The following is a 12871-nucleotide window of genomic DNA, read 5'->3' as shown; positions in this document are numbered from 1 at the left end:
AAGGAGTATAAAAAATGAAAAAGAAAACACTTTTGGCAATATCGATGATTATAGCAGGTGCTTCAACCTCTTATGCGGAGACAAAAATAGCAGTTGTAAATCCTGTTCAGATCTTTAATGATGCTAATTTAGGATCACTTAGTGTTAAGCAGATTGAAAATGAGATTAAACCAGAAGCAAATAAGCTTAAGCAGGAGCAGGATAAGATAAGTCAACAAGCGCAAGATTTACAGAAAGGCTCTGCTACTATGACTAAAGCAGCGTTGACTAGTAAACAAGAAGAAATTCAGAAAGAGTATCAGCTATTCACAGAAAAAGCCCAAGCTTTGCAGAAAAAAGAATATACTAAAAAAGAAGAACTTTCTAATAAGTTCCAAGCATCTTTTGATGCCGCAGTTAGCAGTGTTGCTAAACAGAAAGGATATAATATGGTTGTTACAACTCAATCATTAGCTTACTCAAATGGTATTGATGATATATCGAGCGATGTAGTTGCTTTAATGAATAAATAGAAAATAAGATTTATAATTATAGTTGGAGAGTTAATGTTTTCATTAAAATTATTGGCTGAAAAGCTTGATGGTGTAGTACATGGGGATGAGAATATAGAGATAGCAAAAATAGCGACGTTATCTCAAGCTAAAGTTGGTGATATTTCCTTTTGCACAAATCCAAAATATTTGAAGGATTTAAAAGAAACTAAAGCTTCTGCTGTATTAGTCACAGAGGAAGCTCTTCCTTATTGTAATACAAATGCAGTTGTATTATCTAATCCTTATATGGCTTTAGCTAAAGTTATGGAGCTTTTTGACAAAAGTCCTAAGCCTAGTGGTAAGATTCATAGTAAAGCTGTAATAGCGGCAAGTGCTATTATTGGCAATAATGTTACTATTGATGCAAATGCTGTTATTGGTGAGGATGTTGTTTTGGCTGACGATGTTGTTATAGGTGCTTGCTGTACAATAGATAATAATACAAAGATAGGCAGAGCAACAGTAATTAAAAGTAATGTTTCAATAGCACATGATGTTGAAATAGGCGCTGAATGCATAATTCATCAAAATACTGCTATAGGTTGTGATGGTTTTGGTAATGCACGTAATGAAGATGGATCTTGGACAAAAATACCTCAGCTTGGAAGAGTTATTGTTGAAGATGATGTTGAGATTGGTGCAGGCACAACTGTTGATAGAGGAGCTATCGATGATACTATTATTAAAAAAGGGGCACGTATTGATAATTTAGTACAGATAGCTCATAATGTAATTATTGGTGAGAATACTGCCCTTGCTGGGTTAACAGCTGTTGCGGGTAGCACTAAGATAGGTAATAATTGCCTGATAGGAGGTCAATCTGCTATTACGGGGCATATTAGCATCTGTGATAATACTGTGATAGGTGGTGCATCTAATATAGGGAAGTCCGTAACTAAACCTGGTATGTATTATGCAGCATTTGAAGCTAAACCCAGAATTGAATGGGGTAGGTTTGTCGCAAGGTTATCTAAGATAGATAAGCTAATGGCTAGAGTTAAAGAGTTGGAAAAGAAGTTTAATAAATAATGAAGGGTTGTTATGAGTCAGTTTAATGAAAATAGTAAACAGATAGATATTATGGGTATAAAGAAAATTTTACCACATAGATATCCTTTTGCACTTTTAGACAAAATTCTTGACTGGGATATTGAAGAAAGGTCAATTATTGCTCAAAAAAATGTGACAGTTAATGAAGAATTTTTTAATGGACATTTTCCTGAATTTCCAGTTATGCCGGGCGTTCTTATCGTTGAGGCAATGGCTCAGGCTACAGCAATTCTAGGAGAATTAATGGCTGAGAAGCTATTTGCTGAAGTAGTTGCAAGAGCTGGTGGTGGAAGAAGAACTTTTATGTTAGCTGGGATAGATAAAGTCCGTGTTAAAAGACCTGTTATGCCAGGTGATGTTTTAATTATTGAATCTAGAATGGTAAAACAAAAGAATATTATTTGCACAGCTCAATCAGTAGCAAAAGTAAATGATCAAATCGTTTGTTCAGCAGAGTTAATGGCGGCTTATAAGGATTATTAATCGTGATACATAGTTCAGCAGTAGTTCATGAAAGTGCTAAAATAGCTGAGAGTGCTAAAATAGGTCCTTTCTGTGTGGTAGGTGAGAATGCAGTTATTGGGGAAGGTACAGAACTACTAAGCCATGTAACTATTGGAAGTGATGCGATTCTTGGTAAGAATAATAAAATATTCCAATTTGCTTCAATAGGGTATGATCCTATTGATTACACCTATAAAGGTGAGTTTTCTCAGGTTATTATAGGTGATAATAATATTATAAGAGAGTGTGCTACTATTCATGGAGGTACTTCTAAAGAAGAACAGATTACTAGAATAGGAAATAATAATCTTATAATGTGTTATGTTCATATAGGACATGATTGTAAAATAGGAAATTATGTATCTTTAGTTAATAACGTTGGCCTAGCTGGGCATGTGAGAGTAGATGATTTTGTAATAATAAGCGCTAATGTAGGAGTACATCAGTTTTGTAGAATTGGAGCTCATTCATTTATTGCTCATGCAGCTTTAATAGGTAAAGATGTTCCCCCTTATATTATGGTTACTGGTAGGGGTGCTCATGCAAGTCCTTGTGGAATAAACTCTGAAGGGCTTAAAAGAAGAGGTTTTGATACAGACCAAATGCGTAAAATAAAAGAAGTTTATCGTTTGTTGTACAGACAAGGATTAACTCTCAAAGAAGCATATCCTTTAATAAAAGATATGGCTGAAGAGCATGCTTATATTAAACCATTTGTGGATGTTATAGAATCAACAGATAGAGGAATACTCAAGTAGTGAGAATAGGAATAGTTGCTGGCGAGCTATCTGGAGATCAGCTTGGAGCAAGTCTAGTAAAAGAGCTTAGGAAAACTTATCCTGATGCTATCATAGAAGGAATAGGTGGTCCAAAAATGGTAGCAAATGGTTTTAATACTTTATATCCAATGGAAGCTCTTTCAGTTATAGGTTTTTTTGAAGTTTTGTCTAAAGGTATTCAAATATTAAATATTAGGAAAAAAGTGATTAATCACTTTAAAGAAAATAAGCCTGATATTTTTATAGGGATAGATGCACCTGATTTTAATTTGACTGTTGAGAAAAAACTACGACAAGCTGGAATAAAAACTGTACATTATGTAAGTCCTAAGATTTGGGCTTGGAGAGAGTATAGAATAAAAAAGATAAAAAAAGCGACAGATACTATATTGGCTATACTACCTTTTGAAGAAGAGTATTATAAAACAAGACATAATTTTAAAGCTGTTTTTGTGGGTCATCCTTTAGCAAAGGCGATACCTTTAGAGGTAGATAAAGAGAAGTATAGAAAAGAGCTTGGTTTAAGTTTAGAAGATACTATATTGGCAGTACTTCCAGGAAGTAGAAAAAGTGAAGTAACAAAGCTTTTACCTGTATTTTTAGATGCATTAGATAAGCTGAAGAAAGATGGATATGCTTATAAAGCAGTTATTCCTATAGCTAAGCCATCATTAAGATCAATATTTGAAGAATATAAAGAAAAAATAAATGCTTTACCGATAATTATATATGAAGGGCATTCTCATGAAATATTAAAAGCATCTGATTTTTGCTTATTATCTTCAGGTACAGCGACTCTAGAGACTATGCTTTATAAATTGCCTATGGTTGTTGGATATAAGCTTTCAAAAATTTCAGCTTTTCTAGCAAGGCTTCTTGTAAAAGGTAAGCATAGTTATTTTGCTTTTCCAAATATTTTATCAGGTAAAGAGATTATTTCAGAGCTAATACAAGAAGATTTCACTGTCGAAAATGTTTTATTTCAATTGAAGAGATTGTTTGATGATGATGCTAGAAATAAGAGAATAATATCAGAGTTTAATGAGATACATAAAAATATGATAGTAGATACGGATATTAAAATAGTAGAAGAGATTCAAAAACTTTTATCATCTACTTGTTAATTTTTTTTAGTAAAAGATATATAATTATTATCTAAATTTAAGTTAGGGTTATCTTATGTTTTTAATTTTAAGTTTATCATTACTTTTAGTTGTACTTATAGTCATAGATTTTTATAGAAAAGGGCTTAGACAAAAGCAATTAAATAAATTAGAGGCTATAAATAGTCAATTAATTAATCTTTCTATAGAAACAGGAAATGTAGACTCTGATGTTGCTGAAATCGTTGAGCATAAAAATGAATATGAATATTTAAAACAAGGTTTTTCTTTATTTTATTTTGAAAGCTTTCAAGAGATGGATCTTAAAGATTTCAATTCATTTTTTAAAGGATATGGTATTAAGCTTGTAGAAGGGATATTCCAAAAAGTTAGTTATAAAGATGTTATATATAGCGTTTTGCCTGATAATGAGTCTCAAACTTTTGAAGGGATTACTAAAGTAAAGTCTATAATAATAGTTATGAATTATCGGAAAGTAGCTTCTGAGGGTTATGATGTTAAGGTTTGCTACGAATCTATGGTTGATATGTTAGATTCATTTGTAAAAACATTTCCTGGTGTGCTAATGAGTGAAAATAAAATTAGATTAACAAATAGAGATAGGCAAAAATATTTAGAATCAGTTGTTTCTTAATTTATCGTTTATATAAAAAAATTCAAATAAAATATATTAGAATAATGGTGGGCCCAGTAGGACTCGAACCTACGACCTACGGATTATGAGTCCGGCGCTCTAACCAACTGAGCTATAGGCCCCTAAAGACAAAGAGAATTATAGGTTATAACTTGTTCTTAGTCAATATCAAAAACAAATTTATTTATATATTTTTGACGAGGATCCTACAATTAATGGATCAGGCTCTATTGCAGTATCTGGACATTTATTATCATAAGGAAGTTTGTTAAGGATGTATCTTATTGCATTTAATCTAGCCCTTTTTTTATCATCAGACTTTATTATGACCCAAGGAGAATATGGTTTATCTGTGTAAATAAACATTCTTTCTTTTGCTTCAGTATATTCATCCCATTTATTTAAGGAGGCTTTATCTATAGGGCTTAGTTTCCATTGTTTAAGTGGATCATTTTCTCTTGCAAAGAATCTTCTTTTCTGTTCCTCTTTACTAACTGAAAACCAGAATTTTATAATTATTGTTCCACTATCATATAGCATCTTTTCTAGTAAAGGTACTTGCTCTAGGAAAGAGAAATATTCTTTTTCGGTACAAAAACCCATTACTCTTTCAACCCCAGCTCTATTGTACCAAGAGCGGTCAAATAAAATAATTTCTCCACCAGAAGGTAAATGTTCTATATATCTTTGAAAGTACCACTGGCTTCTTTCTATCTCGGTAGGTTTTTCTAATGCAACGACATGAGCACCTCTTGGATTGAGATGTTCCATCATTCTTTTTATGGTTCCACCTTTCCCTGCTGCATCGCGTCCTTCAAAGATTATTAGTAATCTTCTATTGTTTTCCTTTATCCATTTTTGTAGCTTTAGTAATTCAATTTGTAGATGATATTTTTGCTTATCATATATTTTTCTAGGAATTTTATGCTTATAGGGATAGATATTTTCAACAAAAAGCTTTTGTCTTTCTTGACTGTTTAGAATTTCCATATTTTAAAAATATTATTTATTCTTAGAATAAAACTATAATTTTATATTAGCATAAATATTAATTCGTTTGATGTTATTTTATTGGTTTTATATTAAGTTTGAAACTGAATATAATATAGAAAATAATAAAAGTAATTATTATAACAAGGAACTCATCAGGAGCCTTTTGCGGAAAAAGATAAATAGCAACTACAGTTATTGAGCTAGCAATAATAGAGTAGCTTAAAGTTATGAATTTAACAATTTTACTTTTACTAATATTATCTAATCTTGATAGATATATATATTTTATAGGGATAAACGAAAAAATAGATAGTACTAAGATTATTGTTTGATTTGCTGTTTGATTTGTTTGAAAACATAACATCAACATAACTATTATATTCCAGTAGCTAGGAAAGCCAACAAAAAAATTATCATTGGTTTTGGCATTTGGTTGGCAAAATTGGTACGATGATGAAATTGTTATTAAAACTATGCTTGGTATTAACCAACTTTCTGAAACAACCCCTGACACATAAATCCATATACAAGGAACGATAGAGTATGTTGTAAAATCTATTATGTTATCTAATAAGGCGCCATCAAAAGGAGCTAGCTTTTTTATATCTACAGTTCTAGCTAGGGTCCCATCTACAGCATCTATAATTATAGCTATTATAACACAATAAAGTGATAGTTTTAGATAGTAGTAATAGCTAGTAAAATCACTTAGAGTCGCAGCTTGTGCCGCTTGAATAGAATAAATAATTGCTAATACCCCTAGAACAGCACCTAGCGCTGTGAATAGGTGTATTGACCATGCATATACTTTTTTTAATATCATATATAAAAAGTTATTTGAACATTTTTTAATCAGATGATTTTATCAGAAATAATCAATAGTTTCTATTAATGACTATTTTTATTAATTTTTCTAAATTGAAACAATTAAAGCCTAATTCTTTTAGCATGGATGTATATTTATTTATATTTTCTAATTCTTTCATTAGTTCTTCTTTTGCGCCATTGATTCCAAGTATTGAAACATAGGTTGATTTTTGGGATGAGGCATCTTTATTTGCTGTTTTTCCTAATGTTTCAGAGCTTTGAGTTACATCAAGAATATCGTCTTTTATTTGAAAACATAACCCTATAGAGATAGCTAATGAATTAAGAATTTTTTCAATATTTGCCTCATTCTTTTTTGAGCTTAATAAAAATGGTAATATGAAACTTGCACAAAACATTTTTGCTGTTTTATTGGTGTGTATGATATTTAGCTCATTTAGAGCAAGTAGTTTATTTTCTCCTTCTATATCTAGCTGTTGGCCAGATACCATCCCTTGAATTCCAGAGCAATTAGCTAAATATTTATTTATTTTTTTAAAATTTTTGATGTCGCTTGTTTCTAAATTCTGTAGAACTTCAAAGGCTAGTGTTTGTAAAGCATCGCCTGCTAATATGGCTGTAGCTTCTCCAAATTTAATATGTGAAGTTGGTTTACCTCTCCGTAAAGAATCATTATCCATAGCTGGTAGATCATCATGTATTAGAGAGTAAGCATGTATAGACTCTATAGCAAGTGCAAGCTTATGACATTCAGAATAATTAACCTTAAACATATCTCCTATTGTATATACAAATTGAGCTCTAATTCTTTTACCACCATTTAATAAGGAATATTTTATTGCTTCAACTAATTTACTAGAGGGGGAATGTATGCTATTTAGGTATGAATCTGAGAATTGTTCAAAGTCTTTTATTATTGATGTTTGAGAAAAATTGTTCATTATAAAAACTTTTGTATTTCTTTAAATTGTTTGTCTACCACATTGTTATTTTGCTTAAATGCTTTGTAAGCAGCAGTTGAGTTCTTTTCTAGTAGGCCTTTATCGTTTAATAGGCTGGTGATTATTTTAAAGAGTTCTTGATCTGTATTTATAATATTTAGAGCATTAAATTTTTTAAAAGATTCAGCAATAGCGCGAAAATTAAAAAGGCTTGGTCCAGTTATTATTGCTTTAGATAAAGCTGCAGGCTCTAAAAAGTTGTGTCCACCATTGTTGACTAGGCTTCCTCCTACAAAAGCTACATCTGAAAGAAAGTATAAATTTAAAAGTTCTCCCATTGTATCACCAAGATAAACCTGTGTTTCATTTGATATGTATGATTTTGACTTGGTTCTTCTTTGTTGGGTTAAGCTGTAATTGTTTATGATTCCGGAAACCTCATTGAATCTTTCTTTATGTCGAGGAACTAATATCAATAAGCAATTTGGAATGATGTTTAAGATATTTTCATGAGCCTTTAGGATTATTTCTTCTTCGCCTCTATGAGTGCTGGCAGCTATCCAAATAGGCCTGTTCTTAATACTTTCTCTTATTTCTTTTGATTCATTTTCTAAGTTGTTCGGCACTTTCAAGCTGTATTTCAAGTTTCCTGTTACAGTTATGTTACTTTTGTCAACTCCAAGTGTTGCAAATCTTTTTGCATCTTTGTGGGTTTGAGCGCTAATGTGAGATATCCTATTAAATAAATTGTCACTAGCAAAGGGAATTTTTATATATCTTCTGAAAGACCTATAAGATAATCGTGCATTAGCAATGATTACAGGTATTTCTTCTTTAAAACACTTGTTTAGTATACTCGGCCAGATTTCTGTTTCTATAATTATAAATACTTTAGGATTTACTCTAGCCATAAATTGAGACACAAAACTTTTAGTGTCATAAGGTATATAAGTGTGATAAACATTTTTATAGTCTTTATATAGTTCTTTTACTATATCGCTGCCAGTAGGCGTAGTTGTTGTGATAATGAAATTTCTATTAGGATTTTTTTCTAAAAGTTTTTTTACTAGCGGTTCAGCAGATAGCGATTCACCAACCGATACTGAGTGGATCCAGATTGAATTTTTTAATCTTAGTTTTGTGTTACCAAATCTTTCTGACCATCGCTTTCGATAAAGTTTATTTTTTAAACTTCTTTTTAGTTTTTTTATATAAATTATAGGAATATAAGCAGTAAATATTCCAGAGTATATATAAATAAATATGTTGTAAAATATCTTTGAAAGTTTACTCAAGATCTAACTACCTTTTTTACAGTTCTAAAATAATCTATAGCTTCGAGACATTTTAGCATATAAAGATTTATTTTTTATAGTTGTTTAATGATTTTTTCTAAAGCTTTAGCTCTATGACTTATTTTGTTTTTGAGTTCTTGAGATATTTGAGCTAAGGTTTTATTTTCTTCAGGGATTTGAAAAATGGGGTCATATCCAAATCCTTTTTTTCCTTTTTCATCGAGAGTAATTATACCACCTAATTTTCCAGTCGATATTAAAGGTGTGGGATCGGATTCATTTTTTACATATGCTATAGCGCATATGAACTCGGCTTTTCTATTACTTTCTTGCGCTAGTTCAGAAAGAAGTTTTTGGTTGTTTGCTTTATCATCTCCATGTGTGCCAGAGTATCTAGCAGAATAAATTCCAGGGTTTCCATTTAGAGCTTCTACGCATAGTCCAGAATCGTCTGCTATAGCAGGTAGATTAGTATATTTTGAACAGTGTCTAGCTTTTATTATTGCATTTTCAATAAAACTAAGACCAGTTTCATCTACATCAGGTACATTGAATTTGGTCTGAGGGACTATCGAAATATTGATTCTATTAAAAATTTCTGAAAATTCTCTAATTTTCCCTTTATTGCTTGAGGCTAAAACTATTTCTTTCATAAGCTTTTAGATAAAAGATAACATCGGGGTTTAAGTAGTATAAAAGTTACTTAATACTTTAGCAATAAGTTAGTATGGATGTTAAAATTTATTCATGTGTAATAAAACAGAAATGTAAATAATTATGGATTTTAAAGTTTGTTTTGTAGGTGGCGGAAATATGGCTGGAAGTATGATTTCTGGGCTTGTTGAAGATGGGTTTTATCCTAGTAATATAACTGTTTTTGATAGAAATCTCGATAAACTTAAAAAGCTTGCGGAAGTATATGGCGTAAGTTTTAGTCAGAACTTAGAAGAAATGGTAAGTAATAATCATGTAGTTGTTTTAGCAGTTAAGCCGCAACAAATGGAAGGTATTGTTTTACAAATTAAAGAAGTTATTAAAGAAAATAATAATTTTATTATTACTGTAGCAGCAGGTATTAGTTCATCAGTTTATAAATCTCTGTTTGGTTTTGATGTATCTCTCGCTAGGGTTATGCCAAATACTCCAGCTAGTATTAGGTGTGGAGCTAGTGGAATATTTTTAAATCTAAATGTTTCTGATAGAGAGAAAGAGATAGTTGAGTATATGATGAGAACTATGGGTGTGATCGTTATTGTCGATGAAGAGTATAAAATAGATGTGGTTACTGCATGCGCAGGATCAGCACCTGCTTATTTTTTATTATTTATGGAGTGTGTCATTGATGAAGCTAGAAGGATGGGGCTCTCATCTGTACAGGCAAAACTTTTGGTAACACAAACAGCTTTAGGAGCTGCTAAAATGGCTATGCGAAGTGATGATGATATAGAAGTTTTGAGAAGTAAAATTACTTCAAAGGGTGGTACAACAGCTGAATCTTTAAGAGTTTTTGAAGATAAGGGTATTAAAAATATAGTAGCAAAGGCAATGCAGGCAAATATTAGAAGATCCAAAGAATTAACGGAAATATTTTCTTCTAAATTGAGTAATTAAATATAGGATAATCCTAAAGTTAATCTCTTGACACATTGGATTATTTATATATAATTGTGTTTCACATGGTGAAGGAGAGGTGGCCGAGAGGCTGAAGGCGCTCCCCTGCTAAGGGAGTATAGGCTTTAAACCCTATCACGGGTTCGAATCCCGTCCTCTCCGCCATTTTCGACTTTAAGAGTCGGGTGCTTAGCTCAGCTGGGAGAGCATCGCCCTTACAAGGCGAGGGTCGGGGGTTCGAACCCCTCAGCACCCACCATGAATTCATATAAAATAGTTCGTGTATTTTATTTCTTGATTAGACTTTTTTATTAGCCTGTACTATTCTTTATATTTAAATAGTTAATTTTTCTATTTTCTTAGGGGAGATGTGTGGATAAGCTAACGTGCATGAGAACGTTTGCTGCAGTTTTCAAAACAGGAAGTTTTACGAAAGCTGCAGAATATCAAGATATATCAATTGGACTGGTAAGTAAGAGGATTAACTATCTCGAAAGTACTTTAAATATTGAATTATTTAATAGAACTACAAGAAGCATTGTTCCAACAGCGGATGGTGAAGAGTATTTTAAACATTGTTGTAATGTATTGAATGAAATTGATATCTTTGAGCATGAGCTTGACGTTAAAAATGATTCGGTCAAAGGGGTTGTTACTATAAGTGCGCCTTTGGCTTTAGGTCTTGTCTATTTGCAAAATTTTGTGCCTTGTTTTCATAATAAGTATCCTAATATAAATCTTCAAATTAACTTAAACGATAGTCTTGAAGACTTCTCAAAAAATCCAAGTGATATAATATTGAGAATATGTAAAGATCTGCCAGATACAGGGCTTCTAGCTAAGCAAATATTAGAGATTAAGAGAGTTGCGGTAGCAAGTCCAGAATTTTGTAAAAAAAATAGAATAAAGAAGCCAGAAGATTTAGCAAGCACGAATTGTTTATTATATAGAAATAATAAAACTTATGATTATTGGGATTTTTTTAAGGATGGTCAAAAAAACAGTGTTTTAGTTAGGGGAAATTTAATTAGTAATAATGGCCAGCTTCTTAAAAGTTCAGCCATTAATGGTTTGGGGGTTATGTTGGGACCAAAATTTGTTGTTCAAGATGCTCTTGACAGTAAGCTTATAACAGAAGTATTACCTGAGTACCAGTTAGAAAGTAAGTTTCTGTATGCTTTGTATTCAGTAAGGTTGAGAAAATCTAATAATATAAAGATTTTTATTGATGAGCTAAAAGATTTTCTAATAGCTAAAGACTAATTTATCTATAGCATCCTTTCTAAGACTGGCTCTTTCTGAGCTATATGTTTTATTACACCAGCTATATGTAAGCCAATACTGATGATTAATATCCATGCTGTAAAAATATGAATATTATCAAATACTGGACCAATATTTTTTATTAAAGGTAAGGGCAGAGCAACATCTATTCCCCAGAAGGGCACTGATTTGTGTAAGAATGAGCTTAAAAGCCAGCCTGATAATATCATAGTAAAGATGCTAGCGTATAGTAAGAAGTGTACTATATTAGCCAATAGCTTTTCATGGGATGGAATTTTAAAAATATATGGTGGTTTTTTCATTCCCGTAAAAAACCAAGTTACGCGAATAAGCATAACTATCAGTAGTGTTATGCCAAAAGATTTATGGTACCACATAATATTGTAATAATATTCATCTATAGGATTATTGTATTTGCCTAAATACCATATACAACCTAGCGTCAACATTGTAAGAATTAGAAATACAGTAGTCCAATGTAGTATTCTCGAAAATAGATCATATTTCATTTTATTCTATGTCCTTATTGTTTTTTAAAATCTTGGTAAAATCTTCTATACATTTATAGAGCTCCTTTTTTAGCAAAGGATCAGTAACTCCTTTGTTTACATCAAAATTTTTATAAAACTCAGGTAAAGAAAAAGAAGTAACTTGACCTTTAGACATTATTCTAAAAGTAGTTTCTGCTGTGGTTATAACAGTTTTTCCTCCTCTTAATCCTGGAGATGTAGACAAAAGTAAGATAGGTTTGTCATGCCATAAGCTCCCATCCTTTATGCGAGATATCCAATCAAAAATATTTTTAAAAGCAGCTGAATAAGAACCATTATGTTCTGCTAATGATATAACTAAAGCGTCAGTATTTTTAATTAGCTCTTTAAACTGGTAAGCTAAGGAGGGTATCCCATCTTTAATTTCTTTGTCTATACTATAAATTGGCATTTCAAAATCATTGAGGTCTAGAAAAGTATTTTTTGTATTAGGTATTAAATCTGATACATATTTGGCAAATTCTTTATTTATAGATTGTTTGCTATTACTAGCTCCGAATGATAAAAGCGATTTCATGAATATTCCTTAGTTTAATAATCTGTGTTATTAAACAATAAAATAAGTGCTAACACCAAGTTAAAAGACTTTTTCTTTTATGGAAAAAGTTAGTAATTCTTTTTTTTGAAAAAAACTAAAAAAAGATAAAAAAGATATTGCAAAAGGTTAATTGAGGGCGTATTATATGTTTTCACCGGCTGACGGATGATGTTAGTTGGAAGGTCCTGAGGGGCTGGATATTTAAA

Annotated in this window: 15 protein-coding genes and 3 tRNA genes; 10 read left to right on the top strand and 8 right to left on the bottom strand. The window is 31.3% G+C overall.

The window, feature by feature from the left end:
* The first annotated feature begins 14 nt into the window (after nt 1–14).
* From DNK87_RS06950 to DNK87_RS06925, 6 genes are read left to right on the top strand one after another with little or no spacing between them, the layout of a single operon-like run.
* Nucleotides 15–512 (top strand): OmpH/Skp family outer membrane protein, encoded by a 498-nt coding sequence (locus DNK87_RS06950; RefSeq protein WP_119330862.1) that lies wholly within the window; start codon nt 15–17, stop codon nt 510–512.
* 33 nt (nt 513–545) lie between these two features.
* Nucleotides 546–1562, top strand: a complete 1017-nt coding sequence (gene lpxD / locus DNK87_RS06945; protein WP_119330861.1) for a UDP-3-O-(3-hydroxymyristoyl)glucosamine N-acyltransferase — start codon at nt 546–548, stop codon at nt 1560–1562.
* A gap of 12 nt (nt 1563–1574) precedes the next feature.
* A complete protein-coding gene (gene fabZ, locus DNK87_RS06940) occupies nt 1575–2066 on the top strand; it encodes a 3-hydroxyacyl-ACP dehydratase FabZ (protein ID WP_119330860.1) in 492 nt (163 codons plus the stop codon).
* A gap of 2 nt (nt 2067–2068) precedes the next feature.
* A complete protein-coding gene (lpxA, locus tag DNK87_RS06935; protein ID WP_119330859.1) occupies nt 2069–2845 on the top strand; it encodes an acyl-ACP--UDP-N-acetylglucosamine O-acyltransferase in 777 nt (258 codons plus the stop codon).
* Nucleotides 2845–3990, top strand: coding sequence for a lipid-A-disaccharide synthase (gene lpxB, locus DNK87_RS06930; RefSeq protein WP_119330858.1), 1146 nt, complete (start codon nt 2845–2847; stop codon nt 3988–3990). The genes lpxA and lpxB overlap by 1 nt, the downstream gene beginning before the upstream one ends.
* A 55-nt stretch (nt 3991–4045) precedes the next feature.
* Nucleotides 4046–4624: a hypothetical protein gene (locus DNK87_RS06925; RefSeq protein WP_119330857.1), complete on the top strand. Its 579-nt coding sequence runs from the start codon at nt 4046–4048 to the stop codon at nt 4622–4624.
* A gap of 45 nt (nt 4625–4669) precedes the next feature.
* Here DNK87_RS06925 and DNK87_RS06920 read toward each other — a convergent pair.
* The 6 genes from DNK87_RS06920 to rdgB form a co-directional block, all read right to left on the bottom strand.
* Nucleotides 4670–4746, bottom strand: a tRNA-Ile gene (locus DNK87_RS06920).
* Between the two features lie 58 nt (nt 4747–4804).
* The gene (ppk2, locus tag DNK87_RS06915) at nt 4805–5614 is read right to left on the bottom strand and encodes a polyphosphate kinase 2 (protein ID WP_119330856.1); all 810 of its coding nucleotides are present in this window, start codon (nt 5612–5614) and stop codon (nt 4805–4807) included.
* Nucleotides 5615–5687: 73 nt separating this feature from the next.
* Nucleotides 5688–6440: a CDP-alcohol phosphatidyltransferase family protein gene (locus DNK87_RS06910; protein WP_119330855.1), complete on the bottom strand. Its 753-nt coding sequence runs from the start codon at nt 6438–6440 to the stop codon at nt 5688–5690.
* Between the two features lie 52 nt (nt 6441–6492).
* Nucleotides 6493–7386: a polyprenyl synthetase family protein gene (locus DNK87_RS06905; RefSeq protein WP_119330854.1), complete on the bottom strand. Its 894-nt coding sequence runs from the start codon at nt 7384–7386 to the stop codon at nt 6493–6495.
* Entirely contained in the window at nt 7386–8681 is a 1296-nt protein-coding gene (gene waaA / locus DNK87_RS06900) for a lipid IV(A) 3-deoxy-D-manno-octulosonic acid transferase (RefSeq protein WP_119330853.1), read from the bottom strand. The genes DNK87_RS06905 and waaA overlap by 1 nt, the downstream gene beginning before the upstream one ends.
* Nucleotides 8682–8755: 74 nt before the next feature.
* Entirely contained in the window at nt 8756–9334 is a 579-nt protein-coding gene (rdgB, locus tag DNK87_RS06895) for an RdgB/HAM1 family non-canonical purine NTP pyrophosphatase (RefSeq protein ID WP_119330852.1), read from the bottom strand.
* A gap of 124 nt (nt 9335–9458) precedes the next feature.
* On the opposite strand from rdgB, the gene proC reads away from it, so the two are divergent.
* The 4 genes from proC (at nt 9459) to DNK87_RS06875 (ending at nt 11555) form a co-directional block, all read left to right on the top strand.
* On the top strand, nt 9459–10292 hold the full coding sequence (gene proC, locus DNK87_RS06890) for a pyrroline-5-carboxylate reductase (RefSeq protein WP_119330851.1): 834 nt from the start codon (nt 9459–9461) through the stop codon (nt 10290–10292).
* A gap of 73 nt (nt 10293–10365) precedes the next feature.
* Nucleotides 10366–10457, top strand: a tRNA-Ser gene (locus DNK87_RS06885).
* Between the two features lie 18 nt (nt 10458–10475).
* A tRNA-Val gene (locus DNK87_RS06880) sits at nt 10476–10551 on the top strand.
* Between the two features lie 113 nt (nt 10552–10664).
* Entirely contained in the window at nt 10665–11555 is an 891-nt protein-coding gene (locus DNK87_RS06875) for a LysR family transcriptional regulator (RefSeq protein ID WP_154401847.1), read from the top strand.
* A gap of 5 nt (nt 11556–11560) precedes the next feature.
* Here the strand turns inward: DNK87_RS06875 and DNK87_RS06870 are convergent, their stop codons facing one another.
* Together DNK87_RS06870 and DNK87_RS06865 are read right to left on the bottom strand one after the other, a co-directional pair.
* Entirely contained in the window at nt 11561–12085 is a 525-nt protein-coding gene (locus tag DNK87_RS06870; RefSeq protein WP_119330849.1) for a cytochrome b, read from the bottom strand.
* A gap of 1 nt (nt 12086) precedes the next feature.
* The gene (locus DNK87_RS06865; RefSeq protein WP_119330848.1) at nt 12087–12644 is read right to left on the bottom strand and encodes an NADPH-dependent FMN reductase; all 558 of its coding nucleotides are present in this window, start codon (nt 12642–12644) and stop codon (nt 12087–12089) included.
* Between the last annotated feature and the right edge of the window lie 227 nt (nt 12645–12871).

The sequence above is a fragment of the Pseudofrancisella aestuarii genome, assembly GCF_003574475.2.
Taxonomy (GTDB): domain Bacteria; phylum Pseudomonadota; class Gammaproteobacteria; order Francisellales; family Francisellaceae; genus Francisella; species Francisella aestuarii.
Note: the sequence above shows the minus strand (reverse complement) of the source record. Positions and strands in the feature narration are given on the sequence as shown.

Excerpts from the sequence above, each read along its gene's own strand:
- fabZ (WP_119330860.1), top strand. The coding sequence starts at position 1,575 with ATGAGTCAGTTTAATGAAAATAGTAAACAGATAGATATTATGGGTATA.
- DNK87_RS06950 (WP_119330862.1), top strand. The coding sequence starts at position 15 with ATGAAAAAGAAAACACTTTTGGCAATATCGATGATTATAGCAGGTGCT.
- DNK87_RS06905 (WP_119330854.1), bottom strand. The coding sequence starts at position 7,386 with ATGAACAATTTTTCTCAAACATCAATAATAAAAGACTTTGAACAATTC.
- lpxD (WP_119330861.1), top strand. The coding sequence starts at position 546 with ATGTTTTCATTAAAATTATTGGCTGAAAAGCTTGATGGTGTAGTACAT.
- DNK87_RS06925 (WP_119330857.1), top strand. The coding sequence starts at position 4,046 with ATGTTTTTAATTTTAAGTTTATCATTACTTTTAGTTGTACTTATAGTC.
- DNK87_RS06870 (WP_119330849.1), bottom strand. The coding sequence starts at position 12,085 with ATGAAATATGATCTATTTTCGAGAATACTACATTGGACTACTGTATTT.
- proC (WP_119330851.1), top strand. The coding sequence starts at position 9,459 with ATGGATTTTAAAGTTTGTTTTGTAGGTGGCGGAAATATGGCTGGAAGT.
- DNK87_RS06910 (WP_119330855.1), bottom strand. The coding sequence starts at position 6,440 with ATGATATTAAAAAAAGTATATGCATGGTCAATACACCTATTCACAGCG.
- rdgB (WP_119330852.1), bottom strand. The coding sequence starts at position 9,334 with ATGAAAGAAATAGTTTTAGCCTCAAGCAATAAAGGGAAAATTAGAGAA.
- ppk2 (WP_119330856.1), bottom strand. The coding sequence starts at position 5,614 with ATGGAAATTCTAAACAGTCAAGAAAGACAAAAGCTTTTTGTTGAAAAT.
- DNK87_RS06865 (WP_119330848.1), bottom strand. The coding sequence starts at position 12,644 with ATGAAATCGCTTTTATCATTCGGAGCTAGTAATAGCAAACAATCTATA.